Source organism: Sporosarcina sp. P19 (assembly GCF_002743165.1).
Lineage (GTDB): Bacteria > Bacillota > Bacilli > Bacillales_A > Planococcaceae > Sporosarcina > Sporosarcina ureae.
Window position 1 is genome coordinate 124953 of sequence record NZ_PDYR01000003.1, and the last position, 19777, is coordinate 144729.

A 19777-nucleotide genomic window follows, 5' to 3' on the forward strand; every position below is an offset into this window, starting at 1 on the left:
AGTTTATAAGTTATTCTTATAAGTAATTATCTCAAGGAGGGTTTCTCATGCATGTAGATCAAATAAAATATCTCCTCACCGTAGCTAAGTACTTATCTTTCTCAAAAGCGTCCGATGCACTATTCATTTCTCAATCCGCCATTAGTCAGTCCATTTCAAAGTTAGAGAAAGAATTGGGTTTTACACTCTTCGTTAGATCAACAAAAAAAGTAGTAATCACGGAAAAAGGTTTATATGCAATTGAGATCATGAAAAAGATAGTCGCGTTAAACGATGAACTGTTATCCATACACACAAGTGACGAAGCAACTCACACAGTCCGACTATCCGTCGTGAAAGGGCTATATTTACCCTTCATATCTGATTTATTGAACGACACGAAATTCGGGTCTACTATGAAGTTTACCGAAAAGGACACTGCCTCTATCATTGATGATATTAAGATGGGAATTACAGATATAGGCGTTATACCGATTTACGAAGAGAACAATGACATGGTGAATACGTTACAAGTACTACCGCTTATAGATATTAAATTGTACGTTTTCGTAAGTGCTGATTCTCACCTCGCTAGTAAACAACACATCACCAGCCAAGACTTAGCTAATGAAAATATCGCCATGTATGACGGCCCTTACTTAAAGTGGTTGGTTCGTCTTATTAAGCAACACACTACAGATATAGATATCTTGTTCTATTCTACCAATCAAGAATTCATCAGGAATTTCGTCTTGAATAAACGGGCAATCTCTATTGATACGATCGCTGAGAATGCTATAAATCCGTACATCACATCCAAGGAAATTATATCCATCCCTTTACTGCTTGACTTTTCCCATAGCAGTTTTTTAGGCCTTGTTACAAGGAATGAAGATCAAAACAACCCTTTCTTCAAGGAAATCCTGAAACTTATTGAGTCACTTGTTACTTTAGATCAAGATAAACAAGAATTAGTCGATTCTCTTCGATGAGAGGTAGAATAACTTTAATAACCACACTATTTGTGACGTAATATGGCATACATCATTACAAAATACTACTGCTATAGCTGTATGAATCATCATTCATTCATGATAAAGTTATCTTACTATTCTATAAAAATGATAAGGAGTGTGAAATATGGGCAAATTAGTAGATAAGATTGCGGTCGTAACAGGTGCGGCACAAGGAATTGGAGAGAAAATCGCGGAACGTGTACTTCAGGATGGGGCTTCGGTCATCATGTTGGACGTTAATTTTGACAAGTTGCAACAAACGGCTTCCGCATTAGACTCTTCAGGTGAAAAGGTATTCGCTATGAAGTGCGACGTAGCCGATCCAGACGAAGTGACGAAAACATTTTCTACTATTTACGAGAAGTTCGGCAAGGTTGATATATTGATTAATAATGCAGGTATAACGAGGGATTCATTTTTCCATAAAATGACGCCGGAGCAATGGCATTCTGTACTGGACGTCAATCTCAACAGCATGTTCTATACGTGCCAAGCCGTCATTCCGCATATGCGTGCGCAGCAATACGGCAAGATCGTCAATGTCTCTTCCTCTTCCAGCTGGGGCAATTTGGGACAAGGAAATTACAGCGCGTCGAAAGCGGGTGTACTTGGTTTGACTCGAACGCTAGCTAAAGAAAACGGCGGTAAGCAGATAACGGTCAATGCGGTAGCGCCAGGTCAGATCAATACCGATATGACGAAGGATTTGCCAGAAGATGTGAAGAAGATCGCGACGATGTTAACGCCTTCTGGTCGTATGGGTGATCCCGCAGAAGTAGCTTCGGTTGTTGCGTTTTTAGCTTCAGATGATTCGAGTTTTGTAAATGGCGAGTGCATTAGTGTTAGTGGCGGATTTTTGATGGTGTAATGTAAAAATATACCTGCGTGAGAACTTTTTGATTGTCCTCACACAGGTATATTTTTTACGTCAAACGCTTGCTCAGAGGCTTGAATCTAATAGCTTTTTGCAGTCTAGGAATTAATATAATAGACAGAATCGTAACTCCAATATCCAGTGGTAAATAAGCAACCATCCAGGACCAAGCAAGTACATAACTGAAGCCAGCAGGCGCTTCTACCCAGTATACATACGCAAAATACATATAATTCGTACCGATTATGTAGTTCACTGCTATTGCGAGAATGCCTGCCCCCGTATAACTAAGCCACGACTGTTTACACTCAAAGAACTTCCCTACGATATATGCTACGAAGATAAAGGAAATAATGTAACCAAACGTCGGGCTGATGAAACTACCGAGTCCTCCTTTAAATTGTGCGAAAATCGGAGCACCTGCTAACCCAATAAATAAATAAGCGAACATAGACATGGCACCTAATCGGCTACCTAGTAATCCCCCTGCTAATATTGCAAATAGTAACTGAAGCGTGACTGGCACACCACCGATCGTCAGTAGTGGCGCAATGTTCGCCCCCACCCCCATCAATGCCGCAAATAATGCGCAAAGTACAATTTCTTTTGCTTTCATTTTCTGATCCTCCTACTTTCTATTGTTGTCTTTCAAATTATATGTTAACATAATTCAGTATTTAGTTAACACATATTTCAAAAAGGAGATAATAATGTGTCGATATTATTCATTACTGGAACAGATACTGATGCCGGAAAAACCGTAGCCACTGTGTTACTCAGTGACTTTTTATCTGAAAACGGTCGGCATTTCGTCCCGTTTAAACCTATCCAAACAGGAGCGGTTTTACGCAATGACCACTTTGCAGCGCCAGATATTATGACGTATGAGCTGGCATCGGGCAAAGAACAACTTTCCCCCGACTATTTATTCACCACGCCTTGCTCGCCTCATTTGGCTGCTAGTTTGGAAGACAGACAAATCGATAGCAATAGATTGACTCAATCCATAAGGAAACGTAGCGAAAGTCATGACGGCATCGTAGTAGAGGGAGCGGGAGGATTATATGTGCCGCTTACCTCAGAAGGCTATTGCATGATTGACTGGATGGAAGAATTGATGGCACCTGTGGTATTAGTGGCACGAGCGGGAGTTGGGACAATCAACCATACACTCCTTTCAATCGAAGCAATGAAAGCTAGAGGGATTCGAATTGCAGGGCTTTTATTCAATGATATGACGCAAGACCACCCCAATGTCATTAAAGATAATGTGGAAATGGTCTATAAGCTGAGCGGTGTCCCAGTGATTGGGATCATTCCCTATCAGAAAGACATTCAAGAAACGTTGATGGATTCGGAAAAGAGAAAGAAATGCTACGAAGAATGGAATTATACAATTTTAGAGGAGGCGTTACAGAGTGGAAGCAAACCAATTACTCAAGAAAAGTAAGCAATATATGTGGCTACCATTTACACAAATGTCGGATTACGAGAAAGACCCGCTCATCATTGCAAGCGGAGAAGGCGTAACAGTTACGGATATACATGGCAAAACGTATTTGGACGGCTATTCCTCTTTGTGGCTAAATGTACATGGCCACCGAAAAAAGGAATTAGATGAAGCGATCCAAACGCAACTGCAGTCCATTGCTCATTCGACGTTACTCGGTGCTGCAAATATACCCTCGATTTTGTTGGCGGAGAAATTAGTGAAATTAGTGCCCGAAAGATTGACCCGTGTATTTTACTCGGACAGTGGCGCGACGTCTGTTGAGATAGCGGTGAAGATGGCGTATCAGTATTGGCAGAATAAAGGTCTGGAGAAAAAAACACGCTTTGTGACAGTTAGCAACGGATATCATGGTGATACGGTCGGTACGATGAGTGTTGGTTCTATTGAACTGTATCACAAAGTCTATACTTCCCTATTATTTGATGCGCTCGTCATTCCATTCCCATCCGTTTACCGCCACCCTTCAGGTGATGAGAATATCGTGCGAGATGAAAGTCTGCAGGAACTGCGCTTGCTATTTGAAGAACTCCATGAAGAAATAGCCGGAATGGTGCTTGAGCCGATGATTCAAGGAGCAGGCGGGATGAATACGATGCCAGCAGGTTATTTAAAGGGCGTTGAAAAGTTGTGCAACGAATTTAACGTTTTACTCATAGTCGATGAAGTAGCTACCGGTTTCGGTCGTACTGGGAAAATGTTCGCTGTTGAGCATGAAGGAATCCAACCCGATCTGATGACTGTAGCAAAAGGACTTACAGGGGGCTATTTACCAGTCGCCGCTACATTCGCGACCGAAGAAATCTACGATGCGTTTTACGGAGAATATGAGGAAATGAAAACATTCTTCCATGGACACTCCTACACGGGGAACCAGCTGGGATGTGCAGTAGCACTAGCTAACTTGGAAATTTTCGAGAAAGAGCAACTCGTAAAGCAGTCAGAGGAAAAGTCTACGTTTCTTAAAGAATTACTAGTGGACGTCAAGCAACTTCCGCATGTGGGAGACGTCAGACAATGTGGCTTGATGTGCGGAATTGAAATCGTAAAAGACAAGCACACAAAAGAGTCTTTCCCATTAGAAAGCCGTGTAGCTTACCGGGCTACATTGGAAATGAGAAAGCTCGGTTTGCTGACAAGGCCGCTCGGGGATGTCATCGTCCTGATGCCGCCTCTGGCTACTTCAAATGAACAGTTAGCGGAAATGGTTGCTCTAATGGTAGAAGGAATTAAGGCAGTAACAGAAGAATCGGTAGCTATAGGTAGTCTTCAGTAACCACTACAGATTTTATAAAAAGACTGCGCTCAAAACCATGATGGTTTCTAGCGCAGTCTTTTTGAATTACCTATTGTGTTAATAATTCTTTTATTAAATCGGAAGTAATAATACTATTTGCTTCTACAAACAGATAGAAGGTAATCATCACTTCACAAACCGCTCCACCATTTCCCTAGTTACATTAAAACGTGGTTCCGACTGATTTCCATCCACTTCTTCTACTCCTATTAATACGGAAATTACCCGTTCTCCATTGAATACCCCACTACCCGTAAAACACGAACCTGCCGCATCGGTATATCCAGTCTTTAATCCATCCATGCCAGCCATTTGCATACGCATACCAGGCAAAAGAAGATTCGTATTCCACATTTTCATTCCTTCGTCGGACATAAAGTGCGTCATACTGGTGAATTCCAATACTTCAGGATGCGTTGCGATGAGTCGGTCAGCGATAACTGCCATATCACGAGCGGTCGCCAAATTGTTTTTATTGTCCCCCCTGCCAAGATAATTGCCATCTAAACCATGTGGATTATAGAATACGGTTTTCTTTAACTTAAACGCACGTGCTTGTTCATTCATGATCGCAACAAAATCCTCTTCTGTCCCTGCCACAATTTCAGCTAACGCAAGCGCTGCGTCATTTGCTGATATGACCGTCATCGCCGTAAATAGTTCACGTACTGTATAGCTTTCATTCGCTTTCATGCCAAGCTTCGCAGCACTAGCGAACTGTGCCATATCCAGCACGGTGGGACTTGGCTGATACGTAGTTTCCCAGGAAATCGTTCCGTTTTTGATCGTATTCAAAACGATATATTGTGTCATTAATTTTGTCATGCTAGCAATCGGTAATGATTCTTTGCTGTTTCTCTCATATAACACCTCACCTGTATGTGCATTCAAGAGAATCATGGCCTTTGACGAAGCACTCCAATTCTCATCTATTACTTGCACATCATTCCATTGGGTCACCACTGCATAGATGCCCAAACAGATGAGTAACACTAATAGTAATTTCTTCATTTATACACCCGCCTATAGTATTCATTATGAAGTAGAAGTGTGAAGAATGGTAGTGAACGTTTCTTAAGATTGTATGAAGAATAGTAAAATACTCTTAATGTAGAAAACGTGCTCTACTCTTAGTGAAAAGGTTTCATTTAGTTTGTCTAGTAGAAAATTGGCAGACCGCTAGCGGGTTATTTATTACTAGAAACCTCTTCGCTTGCTAACTACTTTAGAACTGAATTTCGAAAACCGAAATATAATCTCCCTATATTTGTAAGCGTTTGCTATACTCTAACTATTCAGTCTATCGCACTATTAAAATGCGATAATCTACCTTAATTGGAAAGGAGAGCTACTGCTGGAGAAAATTAAAAACATTTCTGAAAGGGTGAAGTGATTGAAGAAACGATTGAATTGGATTCTAGTGCTTCCATTAAGTTTTTTGCTTTTATTCAGTACATTACCAGGAACGATATTGGCTAGCGATTGGGATACGGACTATTCAAATTATCGTCAAGTAGCAACTGGACTTGATGGTATGGTAACGACAGCGCATCCATTAGCATCGAAAGTCGGTGCTGATGTATTAGCGAATGGCGGGAATGCGATTGACGCCGCTGTCGCTATTCAATTTGCACTGAACGTGACAGAGCCTATGATGTCTGGTATTGGTGGCGGAGGCTTCCTCATGTATTATGATGCCAATACGGATAAAACACAGATCATCAACAGCCGTGAACGCGCACCAGCAGGAGCTACGCCAAATATGTTTTTAGATGAAAAAGGTGAACCGATACCCTTCTCTAAACGTGTGGAAGGTGGAAATTCAGTTGGGGTACCTGGAACGTTAAAAGGACTGGAGGAAGCACTTTCACGCTTCGGTACTCTTCCAATGTCTGAATTAATTGATCCTGCAATTGACTTAGCGCGAAATGGTTTCCCGATTGACTCGGTACTAGCGGAAGCTATTGAAGAAAATAAGCTCAAACTAGCTTTCAAAGAGTCTGGAAAAGTATTCGTACCTGACGGCAAGCCTATGCGTGAAGGCGACTTATTAGTACAAAAAGATCTAGCGAATACATTTGAATTAATTAAAAACCAAGGTACAGATGTATTTTACAAAGGAGAAATTGCACAAGCTATTGCAGGCGCAGTACAACAATATGGCGGCACTATGACACCTGAAGATTTACGTACATACGCGATTACGATGGATGATCCAATTTGGGGCGATTACAAAGGCTATCAGATCGCCAGCATGCCACCTCCTAGCTCTGGAGGCGTCTTCCTTCTTCAGATGCTTGGTATTCTGGATCACTTCAATCTGTCTCAATACAACGTAAAATCATGGCAGAAATATCACCTACTGGCGGAAACTATGCACCTCGCATACGCTGACCGTGCCATGTATGCTGGAGATCCTGATTTTGTCGACGTTCCATTAAAAGGACTATTGAATCCACAATATATCCAGGAACGCACGAATTTGGTCAACTTAGATCACGTGATGAAAGAGCCAAAAGCTGGAGATCCATGGAAGTATGAAAATAAACCGAATGCGACTGTAGCTACAGTACAGCCTGTTCCAGACAAACTCGGTGAAACGACGCACTACTCCGTAACGGATCAATGGGGCAATGTTGTGTCTAACACGACAACTATTGAACAATTATTTGGTAGCGGAATCATGGTACCAGGTTACGGAATTGTCCTGAATAACGAACTAACTGACTTCGACGCAGTACCAGGCGGAGCAAACCAGGTGGAACCAAATAAACGTCCGCTCAGCAGCATGACACCTACTATCGTATTTGAAGATGGCAAGCCGGTTCTTACGGTTGGTTCCCCTGGTGGACCGACAATTATCACATCAGTCCTACAAACGATTATTCACTCGATTGAATACGGTATGGAGCTTAAAGCGGCTGTAGAAGAGCCTAGAATCTATACAAACAGCACATCATCCTATCGTTATGAGAGCGAGATTCCACAAGAAACAATGGATTACTTGCGTGTACTTGGTCATCAATTTGGCGACAAGCCGACTACGATCGGGAACGTACAAAGTATTCTAATCGATCAAAAGGAAGGCGTCTATAAAGGCGTTGCTGATTCCAGCCGTAACGGAGCCGCAATTGGTGTGAGTAAATAAATTATTAACTATAAGGAAGAGCATCTTATCCCCTGCTTTATGAGCTAGGGACGAGGTGCTTTTTTTAGTTAAACACACGTCATATGTAAAAAAATGTTGACACTTTTCTATAACGATTTTTGGCTTTCTAACATACATACGGAAATACTCTCTGAAATCACAAGAGAAATCAGTTGAATTCCGATGTTATGGGCATAATAGCTAATAAAACGTGTTACTGGAAAAGGGGTAGGTTCGTGAAAACAAGCTGGAATATTTTCAAATTGGATTTGAAGCATATTAGCAAAAATTGGGTAGCTGCCCTATTGATTGGCGGGCTGACCTTTTTACCTTCTTTATATGCCTGGCTGAATATCTACGCAACCTGGGATCCTTATGCCCATACCGACCAATTACCCGTTGCGATTGTCAATGAAGATGAAGGTACGATGGTACGTGACAAACACATTGATGTCGGTAAAGAACTGATAAAAACGTTACAAGATAATAAAGAGATGGATTGGTCATTTACCACAAACCAAGAAGCGATGGATGGAGTAGAATATGGTGACTATTTTGCGGCAATTTTTATTCCAAAAGACTTTTCCAGCAAACTTGCGACGGTCACTTCAGGAGAGCCTGAAAAAGCGGAAATCCACTATTTCGTCAATGAAAAGCTGAATTCTATTGCCCCTAAAATCACGGAAAAAGGCGCTTCTGTCATTGTCGACAACGTAAGCCGCCGTTTTATCTCTACTGTTAATGGCGTGGTACTCGATTTGTTTAATGAACTTGGTATAGAAATCGAGAAAGATTTACCTGACATCAAGAAATTCGAGCAATATATTTTTGATATACAGAAGCAATTACCAACGATTCACCTGACGTTGGAAGGAATCGTAACCGATGCAAATTCTGCGAAGCACATCATCAACAAAGCGCAACAGCTACTGCCTGAAGCGAAACGAACTACGAATTCAGGACTCAAAACGATTAATGATACGATCGATCAGCTGACAACATCGCAGAATCGACTAGAAGCGGCTGCACCGCGTATTAAAGCAGATTTGGAGAAAATAGCTGCTATTACGAATGAAACGAATGATTTTCTTAAACAGATTCAGCAACTATCACCTGACTTCACTGAATGGAAACGTGCGAAACAAGCGGTTGACGACCGTGTAACTGGCAGTATGGAAAAACTGGATGGACTTGAGCAAGACCTGCTGAATATCAAGAATGTAGCTGAACAATTAAACGGTGAACAAGCGAATGGAACAGATGCCACTCTGTCCCAGCCAATAGACGCCGCATTACTAAAAGTCGACAATCTTAAAAATCTACTAAATGAAATTCAACAAAATGCACGTACGATGGACTCGCTCGTTCAAGGTGAAGAAGAGCGGCTGCGCAATAGTATAAATGATTTGCAAAAGATTGCCGAGAACACATCCATCCAAGCCGATTCATTCCTAAAAGAATATACCAACACGATAGAACCTTACATCCGCAAAGAAATTGCCCAAGCATTGAAGACACTTACTAGTGCCAAAGCGTTGCTGTTAGAAGTACAGAACACCATTCCCGAAGTACAACAAACTTTAAGTAGTGCAGACAAACACTTGACGCAAGGTACACAGCAAGTCGAGAACGCATTAAACCAATACCCATATGTCTATGAAAAAGTAAACAAGCTCGCAAATCGTATCGAGGATATTCAAGGCACAACAGATATTAATGAAATCATCGACTTACTGCAAAATGATACACAAGCCGAGCGTAGCTTCTTTGAGGAACCGATAATATTGAATGAAACGAAGCTATTCCCGATCAAAAACTATGGTACCGGCATGACACCTTTTTATACAGTACTTTCGATTTGGGTCGGTTGTTTATTGTTAATTTCCTTACTCTCTACAGACATTAACCGGGAAGGTACATTCACATCTAGACAAATTTATGTAGGTCGGCTTTTCACATTCGGTTTGATCGGTTGCATACAGACGTTAATCGTGACGACTGGCGATATCGTGCTGCTTGGTGTAACCGTCAAAGAACCGCTACCATTTTTCTTATTTGGTTTATTAATCAGCATAGTGTTCATGTCAATCGTCTATACGCTCGTCTCAGTGTTCGGTGATGTAGGCAAAGCGTTGGCCATTGTCTTACTCGTGCTACAGATTGCAGGATCTGGCGGCACGTATCCAATTATGCTGCTACCTTCATTTTTCCAGTGGATCAATCCTTACCTACCTTTCACGTACGCAATTGACTTGATGAGAGAGGCGGTTGGCGGAATCGTCTGGGCCCGAGCTATAAAGGATATGTTGTTTTTAGCAGTCGTTGGAATGCTCATAATTAGTTTCGGAGTAGTATTTAAAGAAAAAATGAATAAAGCAACCAATCACCTCTTAGCGAAATCACGTGAGACCGATCTATTTCATTAAACTATTGCCTATAATTTGCCTGCTGACAGTAAAGTATTTCTATAACCGCACTGAAGTAGTGATATTAGGTTAAGGTGAAACATATGACTTTCAACTTAAATAACATGCAGCACAACAAAACCTCCCTACGATAGTAAGGAGGTTTTACGTTGTCTTACTTATATAATTTGGCACTTTAGCGCGTCTGTAGAATAAAAAGTATCTTGTTGAATATACGTGTAGTTCCCTTGCTTGATCAATCGGAACTTTTTCATATCATTACTTACCTTATATATACCAAGCACCAATTCCTCGAGATATCCTCTATTTTCAATACTAAAAAAGACGACAATCCATTCACATTCGAATGAATCGTCGTCTTTTATTTTTGAGAAATCAAAGCGTATAGTGACATTGATTTTTCACATGCTAATCTGGCTGGTTAGAACCGATTACTTCGTATAACCGTTCATTTGAGATTGAGCCTGACGCACTAATCGCTTTGTAATTTCTCCGCCGACGGATCCGTTGGCACGCGATGTGGAGTCTGGTCCAAGGTTTACACCGAATTCGTTAGCGATCTCTTCCTTCATCTGGTTGATCGCTTGTTGTACGCCTGGTACTAAAAGTTGGTTTGAGTTGCTGTTGTTGTTGTTTGTCATGTTGTCCACCTCCTTCTGACAATAGAATGAGCATTTTTTAAAAAAACATACTAAAAACTTTTAGAAACCATTATTTTTTATTTACTTCATAAAAAGAGCACTCGTACAAGGAAAATAAACAACCTCTACCGCAAGTACTTTGGCAGAGGTTGTAGGCTTATGAATGGATCTTCCCTTCTATTAGTGTTCCCTTGCACAATTGTTTACTCCGCTCTAACTCTTCGGTCATTTGTTTCTTCACGTCACTTGACCAGCCAAGTTGAACAGCTAGGAAATCGATGACAGGCTCTTTCCATTGATCGACCCAGTCGATGTCAAAGAGCAATGCGCCCGTACGTCTCCAGAAGAAGTCTACTGGTGTGCAAACGAATTCTTTTGAAATGGAATACCACACTTGCGCGTAAATTTCGATCGGTAAATTGGCTCTCTGCGCGTCAGCCTTCCCGTTTTGAATTACGCCGAACAAATCATGTATGTTCGAACCATAATGTGTCACGAGCGCATAAGCTGTTTTCTTCGTTAATCCTAGACTCATCCCTTCTTTTACCTTTCTCTGAACGAAAGTCTCAAACGCTTTCGAACCACCTACATGGCCACCTGAAATAGGGAGCTTTTTTGTACGGCTAGACGGCACCTTCTTGCCATATTGAGTCTTAAGATCTGCTGCGATTTGATCGACAATCGTTTCTGCCATTTTGCGATACCCGGTCAACTTACCGCCAGCAATCGTTAATAAACCAGAATCCGAGATCCAAATTTCATCTTTTCGGGATATCTCTGAAGCGCTCTTTCCTTCTTCTTGTATGAGAGGTCTAAGGCCCGCCCAACCCGATTCAATTTGCTCTTCGGAAATCTCAAGTTTCGGAAACACAAAACGAATGGCCTTCAGCAAGTACTCTTTGTCTGCCTGTGTGATCTGCGGCTCGGTCAAACTTCCTTGATAATCTGTATCCGTCGTTCCTATGTATGTTTTGCCATCCCGCGGAATTGCCAACACCATGCGACCGTCTGGTGTATCAAAATAAATAGTTTGTTTTAAAGGAAATACACATTGATCAAAGACTAAATGAACGCCTTTAGTTAAATGAAGCTTCTTATGATCAGGCATAGCATCTTTGTGGCGGACTTCATTGACCCATGGACCTGCTGCATTGATTACTTTCTTCGCGCAAATCACTCGGGATTTTCCCGTTAGCTGATCGACCGCTTCGACTCCCGCCACTTTTCCGTCTTGATACACGAAGTCTGTCACTTTTGTATAATTTAATACCGATGCTCCATGCTGGACAGCTTCTTTTATCACTTCAATAGTTAGGCGCGCATCGTCTGAACGATACTCTACGAATTTGCCTGCACCAAGGAGACCTTTTGGATTCAATTTTGGTTCAGCCTGTAATGTCTGTTTTTTTGAAAGCATACTTTTACGTTCTGACCTCTTTACTTTGGCTAACATATCATAGACACGTAAACCGATCGAACTGCTAAATTTCCCAAAAGTTCCTCCTTTATAAATGGGCAACAGCAGCCATGTGGGCGTCGTCACATGTGGTCCGTTTTCATAAACTACCGCACGTTCTTGTCCAGTTTGTGAAACGATTTTAAATTCGAGTTTTTTTAAATAACGCAATCCACCATGAATCATTTTCGTAGAGCGACTAGAAGTCCCCGCTGCAAAGTCCTGCATTTCTACTAACACTGTATTCAGCCCCCTGCTCGCTGCGTCGAGTGCTATACCTGCTCCAGTCACACCGCCTCCAATTATAAGTACATCAAATTCTTCTGTTCGTATATTTTCTAGTATGTCTTCTCGTTTATAACGAGGTTGTTGATTAATCATATGTAGTCAAACTCCCATCTTTACTCGTTCAATAGCATAATACTACAACTAATCGAAATATTTTTAAAGTTAATTGACAAACTATTTAATTCGTGTGATAATTTCTACATATTTAGTAGGAATTATTGTCACATATAGTACAACTAGAAAAATCGGCGCGTAGACTTTTACCACAGCATGAGATAGACATTTGTTTGTAACAGACCTATCCCCTTAGTGGATTGGTCTTTTTTATACTATAGGAGGTTGTATGGATGGACGTAGTTGTCAACGAACAGAAATATACTACATATCGCTTTTTAGAAATCGAGGATATTAAACAGTATGTTAGAAGCCTAGATCTTTTTCCTGAACCTGAAGATATAAAAGTAATCGAAGTGAGTGATGGCAAGATCAATCACGTTTATAGATTATATAATGAATTCAGGTCCATCATTTTTAAACAAGCAGTTCCTTACGCACGAGTTGTCGGAGAGTCGATGCCTCTGCCAATTGACCGTGTACGCGTTGAAGCGGAAGTGATGGAGCTCTACGAAAAAATCATTCCGAAAAGTGTTCCTTCCGTCTTACATTTAGACGTAGTGATGGCGGTCGTCGTGATGGAAGACATGCTTCCGCTTGAAGTTGGACGTACTGCATTAATCAATGGAAGTGAGTCCGCACATTTCGCTGCTGATATTGGCAAAATGTCAGCTGAAGTACTTTTTAAAACATCCGATTTCTACATGCCTTCTTCTGATAAAAAGGAGCTACAAGCACGATTAGCGAACCCAGAGATGCGGCAGTTGACTGAGCAACTGGTATTTGATTGGCCTTATAGCGACCACGAGACCAATGAGTGTGAGGACGGTATGCGCAATGAGGTGAAATTCCTCAGTCAGGATCAGCGCTTATTACTTGAAGTAGCTCAACTTAAACATAAATTCATGACAAAATCGGATGGCCTCATTCATGGCGATTTGCATAGCGGCGCAATTTTCACAGGAGAAAATCGAACGGTCATTTTCGATACGGAGTTTGCACTTTTCGGTCCATTTGGTTTCGACCTTGGACAATTCATTGCGAATTTGTTTTTGAATGGCATTGCCTTCCCTGCGTTTAAGGAAAAGCGTTTTGAACAAGCAAAAGAAACATGGTATGCATTTGTGGAAACATTTTCAAATCTGTGGCAGAACAATACAAATGAGCGCTATACGAAAGTCGATGGATTTTACACCATTATTATAGAAGAGATATTTACTGACCTCATCGGCTATGCTGGATGTGAATTAGTACGACGAGCAATCAGTATCGCACAAATTCCAGATATGAATACCGAAGAAGATGAAGACTTGCGCATGGCCGCTAGAAAGAAAGTCTTAGAGCTTGGAAAATATATGATTATGGAACGTAAACATATCCATTCGTTAGAACAATTAAGTCATTGGTTTCAAGCATCTAGATAAATACTAAAGGAGGCAATTCGATGGGCGTTACAGCGACCTATTTATTCCCTACTCATCCTGATCAGGAAAAAATTGCAGAACAACACGCGCTTGGGTTGACGATTGGTTCATGGACCGATATCCCCCATATTGAGCAGCAACAATTGAAACATCATAAAGGTGAAGTAGTATCAGTAGTTAAAGGCGAACAGAAAGACACGGTGACGATTTTTTATCCGTCAGCTAACTTTTCTGCGGATTTACCGGCAATTTTTACTACCGTGTACGGTAAATTATCCTTTTTCGAAGGCTATGAACTGATTGATTTGCAGTTTGACAATTCATTACTTGCACAATTCCCTGGCCCACGTTTTGGTGTCAATGGAATTCGTGAAAAGCTCGGCGTCTATAATCGCCCACTATTAAAAGCGATTTTCAAAGGAGTTATGGGACGGGATTTATCCTTTTTCTCCACTCAACTCCAAGAATTATTAGCGGGTGGTATCGATTTGATCAAGGACGATGAAATTCTTTTCGAAAATGAATTAACTCCTTTTCATAAACGTGTAACTATAGCTAAAGACATAATCGATCATCATTATGAGAAAACAGGTGCACATGCTTTATATGCCGTCAATTTATCAGGTAGATCTCATGAATTGCATGAAAAGGCAGAGCGCGCAACCGAACTAGGTGCGAGCGCGTTACTATTTAATGTGCATGCCTATGGTCTAGATACGCTACAATCACTACGAGAAAACGATAACATCGGCTTACCTATCCTGGCTCACTCCGCTTTGTCTGGTGTGCTCGCTGGTCAAGCTGGTAGTGGATTTTCCTATCCTTTACTTGTCGGTAAGTTGACGCGGCTCGTTGGTGGTGACCTCTCGCTATTCCCGAGTCCTTATGGAAATGTGGCCATCTCACGAAGAGATGCGTTAGGGATTAACGAGGAGTTAATAAAAGACAATGGACTTGAACGAACGTTTGCCGTGCCGTCTGCTGGTATTCATCCAGGAATGGTACCGCAATTGCTTGAAGACTTCGGTGACAACTTGGTAATCAATGCAGGTGGCGGAATTTTTGGACACCCTGATGGTCCAACACTTGGTGCACAAGCTTTCCGCGCAGCAATCGATGCAAGTGTTGAACATATTCCGTTACAAGAAGCTGCAAAAACATCTAGACCTTTGCAGCACGCATTGGATCAATGGGGCACTATTGACGTTAAGTAAAGTGGAGGGTAAACAATGAGTAAAGTAGTAATTTTTTGCGATTTTGATGGGACGATTACGAAAAAAGATAATATCATTAGCATCATGAAAGAATTCGCATTGCCTGGCTGGAAAGAGATTACAGATGATATTTTACAGCAAAACATTTCGATCCAAGATGGTGTGCGTCAGCTGTTTTCGTTAATTCCGAGTACGTTACAGGAGGACATCGTCTCTTTCGTAATGCGAGATGCAGAAATCAGAGAAGGATTCAGCGATTTTGTTCAGTTTACGAGGGAGCAGAATATTCCACTCTATGTTGTCAGTGGCGGGATCGATTTTTTCGTTCATCCTGTACTTGAGCGTTTTGGACCTTTCGATCATATCTATTGCAACAAAGCGACATTTGACGAAGAACGAATTGCGATCCATTATCCGCATGCTTGTGACGCGGATTGCACAAAGCAAGATTGTGGTTGCTGTAAACCGTCCATCATGCGCAAGCTCTCAGACGAGCAACAGACACGCATAGTCATCGGAGATTCGGTAACAGATTTTGAAGCAGCGAAATTGGCTGACGTAGTCATTGCAAGAGACTTCTTAGCGGAAACTTGCGAGAAACTGGACATTCCTTATACGCGCTTTGAAACATTTACTGATTGCATCGATATTGTGAAAGAACAACTGTAATTTCAAATAGATAGGAGCGACTACTAATATGGCAACGATTACGATTCAAGGGACGAACGAAGTGATTGAAGGACAACAAGAAGTTACCCAGTTCCTAACACAACAGGAAGTTATTTATGAACACTGGCCGATTGATCAATTACCTGCTCATCTCCGTGAAAAGTTCAATCTGACAGATTCTGAGAAAGAAGAGATTCTTCGCACTTTCAAATCGGATATTGACGCAATTTCTGAACGCCGCGGTTACAAAGCTGCAGATGTTATCTCGTTATCCAAAGACACACCGAATATTGAAGAAATGCTGAAAAACTTCGAACGGGAACATCATCATACCGACGATGAAGTCCGTTTTATCGTCAGTGGACATGGCGTGTTCGTTATCCAAGGTAAAGATCAGCGCTTTTTCGAAGTGCATCTAGATCCTGGTGATTTAATATCTGTACCTGAAAATATTCGTCATTATTTCACCTTGGCGGCAGATCGCCAAGTAGTTGCACTTCGGATTTTCGTTACACCTGAAGGCTGGGTTGCAGTGTATTAATTTAAAAATTACTGTTCAAAATGAAAAGCACCTTTTCTCATATGAGAAAAGGTGCTTTCGATATATCTAGAAAAATTAGACGGAAACGGTTACACAGAAAAAATTATTATTAATCAAAATAATACCAGACAGAAGCACCTTACATAACAATTGAACTCTAACGAGCAATTCAACTTCTTAAAAGTAAATAACTGGTAGACTTGACGCACGCATTCGGGCCCACTTCCCCTCACTTTTCTATTTTTGACGCAGCATAATTTGAAACACTCCTCACGCACGATGACGGATTCTTCGCCAAACCCGAAGAAGCTTCTCGTTTTCTCGTACGTAGTTTTTAGATATTGCCGTAAATAATAAAAGGTGTTGCTGTGCGCATTTCTGCGTTTGCAATACCTTTTCTATTTTATTTATTATGACTGCTGAAACCTATAACTTCTGTGATTTAATATTTCTTGTATTACGTAATAAATTATCTGATTATTGCGTGTAATACCTCCGTTAAGGGTATGTACTGAATAGAGAGTAAAAATGAGTGAGGTGAGTTAATTGGCAAATTTCAACGAAGAATCCATAAAACTACAAGCGGAGTTACAATCGAAAGATCTAAAAAAAGCGGTAGACTACTCGATGTTTTCATTCGAATCAACAGAACAAGTAGAAAAGCTGACAAATATTGTTGGTCAACAACGTGCGCGGTCCGTGATGAATTTTGGCTTGCACGTGAATAAACCCGGATATAATTTATACGTCGCGGGAATAGAAGGCGTCGGGAAAACGTCGTTTGTCACTACCGTCGTAAATGACTTTTCAGAGAGAAAAGCTACCCTTTTTGACTGGTGCTATGTAAATAACTTTGAAGATGAGTACAAACCTAAAGTGCTAAAACTTCCCGTTGGATTGGGTAAACAACTTCAAAAATCGATGGAAGACCTGTTGAAGGATTTAAAAGTAGACATCCCCACTGCCTTTAATGAAGAAAATCGATTAGAGAATCGTTCATCGATCATTCGAAAGTATAAAGATCAAGTGGACCAAGTGTATAAACAGACCAATGAAATAGCTACAGAGAACGGATTTATACTTAAACAGTCCGATTCCACGATTGCTACAATTCCGATTGACGAGGACGGAAAACCTATAAGTGAGGAAGCTTATAACTTATTGAATGAGGAACAACTGGCAGCTATTGAAAGTAAATCTGCCAAATTACAAGAAATTATTCTAGATGCGACGAAAACCATACTTCATTTTGAACAGGATTTGAAAAAAACGTTGGTACGCTATGATCATCAGACGGCTATTACGACTATCGATTTTCATATTGATGAATTAAAAAAGAACTACAAAGACTGTCCTGAAGTGATGCACTATATTAAAGCAGTACGAAAAGATCTCGTAAATAACTTTCACACGTTTTTACCCAGTCCATCTAAAAAGGACGAAAAGCAGCTAGGCAATCTGTTCAAAGACGAAAATCAAGCGCTAAAAAAATATACGATTAACGTGTTAGTTGATAATAGCGAAACAACAGGCATGCCTGTTATATCTGCAGATAACCCTACCTTTTATAACATAATGGGTAAAGTGGAATATGAAAATCGAATGGGTGTCATGAGTACTGATTTCACGAAAATAAAACCGGGCTACTTGCATGAAGCGAACGGAGGGTATCTTCTCATTCAAGCAAAGGATATTTTTTCGAAAAGACAGTCTTGGGAAGGATTAAAAAGAGCATTATTGATCCATAAATTACAAATTGAGAATATTGGTGAACACGCAAGCATCATTGCTACCGCATCCGTAAATCCAGACCCGATTCATCTCAATGTAAAAGTGATTATTATTGGAAATATGGATATTTATCAAGCTCTTTATCATCATGATGAAGATTTTCGTAAACTATTTAAAATTCGCGTAGACTTTGATGTGGAAATGAAATACAACCAAGAAAATATTGCAGGGCTAGTAAGTTTCATTCATACCCATTGCAAAAAACACGGACTTCGACATTTTGATCCGACAGCTGTCGCAAAAATCATTGAATACAGCTCGCGTATCTCTGGCGATCAAAATAAATTGTCCACTCGCTTTAATTTACAAGTAGAATTACTTTACGAAGCGGATACATGGGCAGGAATAATGGGAGACGACCTTGTTTCGGCCAAACATATTGAAAAAGCTATTCAGGAAAAGAGATATCGCTCGAACTTATATGAAGAAAAAATTCAAGCGAGTATTGACGAAGGAAGTATTTTGATTGATACGACTGGAGAGAAGATTGGACAAGTAAATGGCTTGGCAGTCTATGATTTAGGGCAATATCATTTTGGTAAACCCTCACGTATTACAGCCACTACATTTATGGGCAAGAAAGGCTTTGTCAATATTGAAAGAGAAAGCCAAATGAGCGGTAACACGCATAATAAAGGTGTGTATATATTAGGTGGCTATTTAGGTCAAAAATTCGCTCAAAAGTATCCATTAGTACTGACTGCACATATCGCTTTTGAACAATCCTATGGTGGCGTGGATGGTGATAGCGCGTCAAGCACAGAATTATATGCAATTCTCTCAAGCCTGGCAGAAATACCAATTAAGCAAGGGTTAGCTGTAACTGGATCTGTCAATCAAAACGGGGAAATTCAGCCAATCGGCGGCGTTAATGAGAAAATTGAAGGTTTCTATAATGTATGTAAAAGTAGAGGACTAACAGGTGAACAAGGCGTCCTCATCCCCCATCAAAATGTGAAAAATTTGATGCTGAATGACGAGGTCATTGAATCTGTTCGTGTTGGACAGTTCCATATTTATAAAGTGCGCACGATTGAAGAAGGAATAGAAATTTTAACTGGTGTACCGGCTGGACATCCGAATGAACATGGAGACTATGACATAGAAACCGTCTATGGAAAAGCTGCAGCGAAATTACGGATGTTTATGGAGTTTTCTAGAGAACAGGAGAAATGAAAAAGGATCTGCGTATGAAATGCTTGTGAGGGTTACACCTCATAAGCGTTTTTAGTGCAGATCAATTCTTTGATTACAAAACTACATAGACGTCTCACTATTCAGTCAATAGTAATAGAGCACTAAAATACTCCTATGTATTTCCAATTAGCTTACATTTTCAAGTCATTTCTGTTACATCTCCTTCAAAGTTGACGAAAGGTTGTACAATGA

Annotated in this window: 15 protein-coding genes; 11 read left to right on the forward strand and 4 right to left on the reverse strand. The window is 40.7% G+C overall.

The window, feature by feature from the left end; genetic code table 11:
- Positions 1 to 47: 47 nt before the first annotated feature.
- Both CSV74_RS05445 and fabG read left to right on the forward strand, forming a co-directional pair.
- Complete coding sequence (locus CSV74_RS05445) at positions 48 to 971, forward strand: LysR family transcriptional regulator (RefSeq protein WP_099690872.1); 924 nt, start codon at positions 48 to 50, stop codon at positions 969 to 971.
- A 148-nt stretch (positions 972 to 1119) separates the two neighbouring features.
- The gene (fabG, locus tag CSV74_RS05450) at positions 1120 to 1863 is read left to right on the forward strand and encodes a 3-oxoacyl-ACP reductase FabG (RefSeq protein WP_099690873.1); all 744 of its coding nucleotides are present in this window, start codon (positions 1120 to 1122) and stop codon (positions 1861 to 1863) included.
- A 55-nt stretch (positions 1864 to 1918) separates the two neighbouring features.
- Here the strand turns inward: fabG and CSV74_RS05455 are convergent, their stop codons facing one another.
- Positions 1919 to 2485, reverse strand: coding sequence for a biotin transporter BioY (locus CSV74_RS05455; protein ID WP_099690874.1), 567 nt, complete (start codon positions 2483 to 2485; stop codon positions 1919 to 1921).
- 96 nt (positions 2486 to 2581) lie between these two features.
- Here CSV74_RS05455 and bioD point away from each other — a divergent pair, with 96 nt between their 5' ends.
- Both bioD and bioA read left to right on the forward strand, forming a co-directional pair.
- On the forward strand, positions 2582 to 3319 hold the full coding sequence (bioD, locus tag CSV74_RS05460) for a dethiobiotin synthase (RefSeq protein ID WP_158231750.1): 738 nt from the start codon (positions 2582 to 2584) through the stop codon (positions 3317 to 3319).
- A gap of 7 nt (positions 3320 to 3326) precedes the next feature.
- Positions 3327 to 4655: an adenosylmethionine--8-amino-7-oxononanoate transaminase gene (gene bioA / locus CSV74_RS05465; RefSeq protein WP_233190805.1), complete on the forward strand. Its 1329-nt coding sequence runs from the start codon at positions 3327 to 3329 to the stop codon at positions 4653 to 4655.
- Positions 4656 to 4802: 147 nt separating this feature from the next.
- On the opposite strand, the gene CSV74_RS05470 is transcribed toward bioA, so the two are convergent.
- Positions 4803 to 5687, reverse strand: coding sequence for a D-alanyl-D-alanine carboxypeptidase family protein (locus CSV74_RS05470; protein ID WP_099690877.1), 885 nt, complete (start codon positions 5685 to 5687; stop codon positions 4803 to 4805).
- 382 nt (positions 5688 to 6069) lie between these two features.
- Here CSV74_RS05470 and ggt point away from each other — a divergent pair, with 382 nt between their 5' ends.
- Positions 6070 to 7824 (forward strand): gamma-glutamyltransferase, encoded by a 1755-nt coding sequence (gene ggt, locus CSV74_RS05475; protein WP_199170315.1) that lies wholly within the window; start codon positions 6070 to 6072, stop codon positions 7822 to 7824.
- A 236-nt stretch (positions 7825 to 8060) separates the two neighbouring features.
- A complete protein-coding gene (locus CSV74_RS05480; protein ID WP_199170316.1) occupies positions 8061 to 10250 on the forward strand; it encodes a YhgE/Pip domain-containing protein in 2190 nt (729 codons plus the stop codon).
- Between the two features lie 431 nt (positions 10251 to 10681).
- Here the strand turns inward: CSV74_RS05480 and CSV74_RS05485 are convergent, their stop codons facing one another.
- Together CSV74_RS05485 and CSV74_RS05490 are read right to left on the reverse strand one after the other, a co-directional pair.
- The gene (locus CSV74_RS05485) at positions 10682 to 10891 is read right to left on the reverse strand and encodes an alpha/beta-type small acid-soluble spore protein (protein WP_029053858.1); all 210 of its coding nucleotides are present in this window, start codon (positions 10889 to 10891) and stop codon (positions 10682 to 10684) included.
- A 157-nt stretch (positions 10892 to 11048) separates the two neighbouring features.
- Positions 11049 to 12728, reverse strand: a complete 1680-nt coding sequence (locus CSV74_RS05490; protein WP_099690878.1) for a glycerol-3-phosphate dehydrogenase/oxidase — start codon at positions 12726 to 12728, stop codon at positions 11049 to 11051.
- Between the two features lie 254 nt (positions 12729 to 12982).
- Here CSV74_RS05490 and mtnK point away from each other — a divergent pair, with 254 nt between their 5' ends.
- The 5 genes from mtnK (at position 12983) to CSV74_RS05515 (ending at position 19564) form a co-directional block, all read left to right on the forward strand.
- Positions 12983 to 14173 (forward strand): S-methyl-5-thioribose kinase, encoded by a 1191-nt coding sequence (mtnK, locus tag CSV74_RS05495; RefSeq protein WP_099690879.1) that lies wholly within the window; start codon positions 12983 to 12985, stop codon positions 14171 to 14173.
- Positions 14174 to 14193: 20 nt separating this feature from the next.
- Positions 14194 to 15387 carry a 2,3-diketo-5-methylthiopentyl-1-phosphate enolase gene (locus CSV74_RS05500; protein WP_099690880.1) on the forward strand — a complete coding sequence of 398 codons (1194 nt, stop codon included), beginning with the start codon at positions 14194 to 14196 and terminating at the stop codon, positions 15385 to 15387.
- 15 nt (positions 15388 to 15402) lie between these two features.
- The gene (locus tag CSV74_RS05505; RefSeq protein ID WP_099690881.1) at positions 15403 to 16056 is read left to right on the forward strand and encodes a 2-hydroxy-3-keto-5-methylthiopentenyl-1-phosphate phosphatase; all 654 of its coding nucleotides are present in this window, start codon (positions 15403 to 15405) and stop codon (positions 16054 to 16056) included.
- Positions 16057 to 16084: 28 nt separating this feature from the next.
- Positions 16085 to 16597, forward strand: coding sequence for a 1,2-dihydroxy-3-keto-5-methylthiopentene dioxygenase (locus tag CSV74_RS05510; protein WP_099690882.1), 513 nt, complete (start codon positions 16085 to 16087; stop codon positions 16595 to 16597).
- A gap of 546 nt (positions 16598 to 17143) precedes the next feature.
- Positions 17144 to 19564 carry a Lon protease family protein gene (locus CSV74_RS05515; RefSeq protein ID WP_099690883.1) on the forward strand — a complete coding sequence of 807 codons (2421 nt, stop codon included), beginning with the start codon at positions 17144 to 17146 and terminating at the stop codon, positions 19562 to 19564.
- Positions 19565 to 19777: the final 213 nt, after the last annotated feature.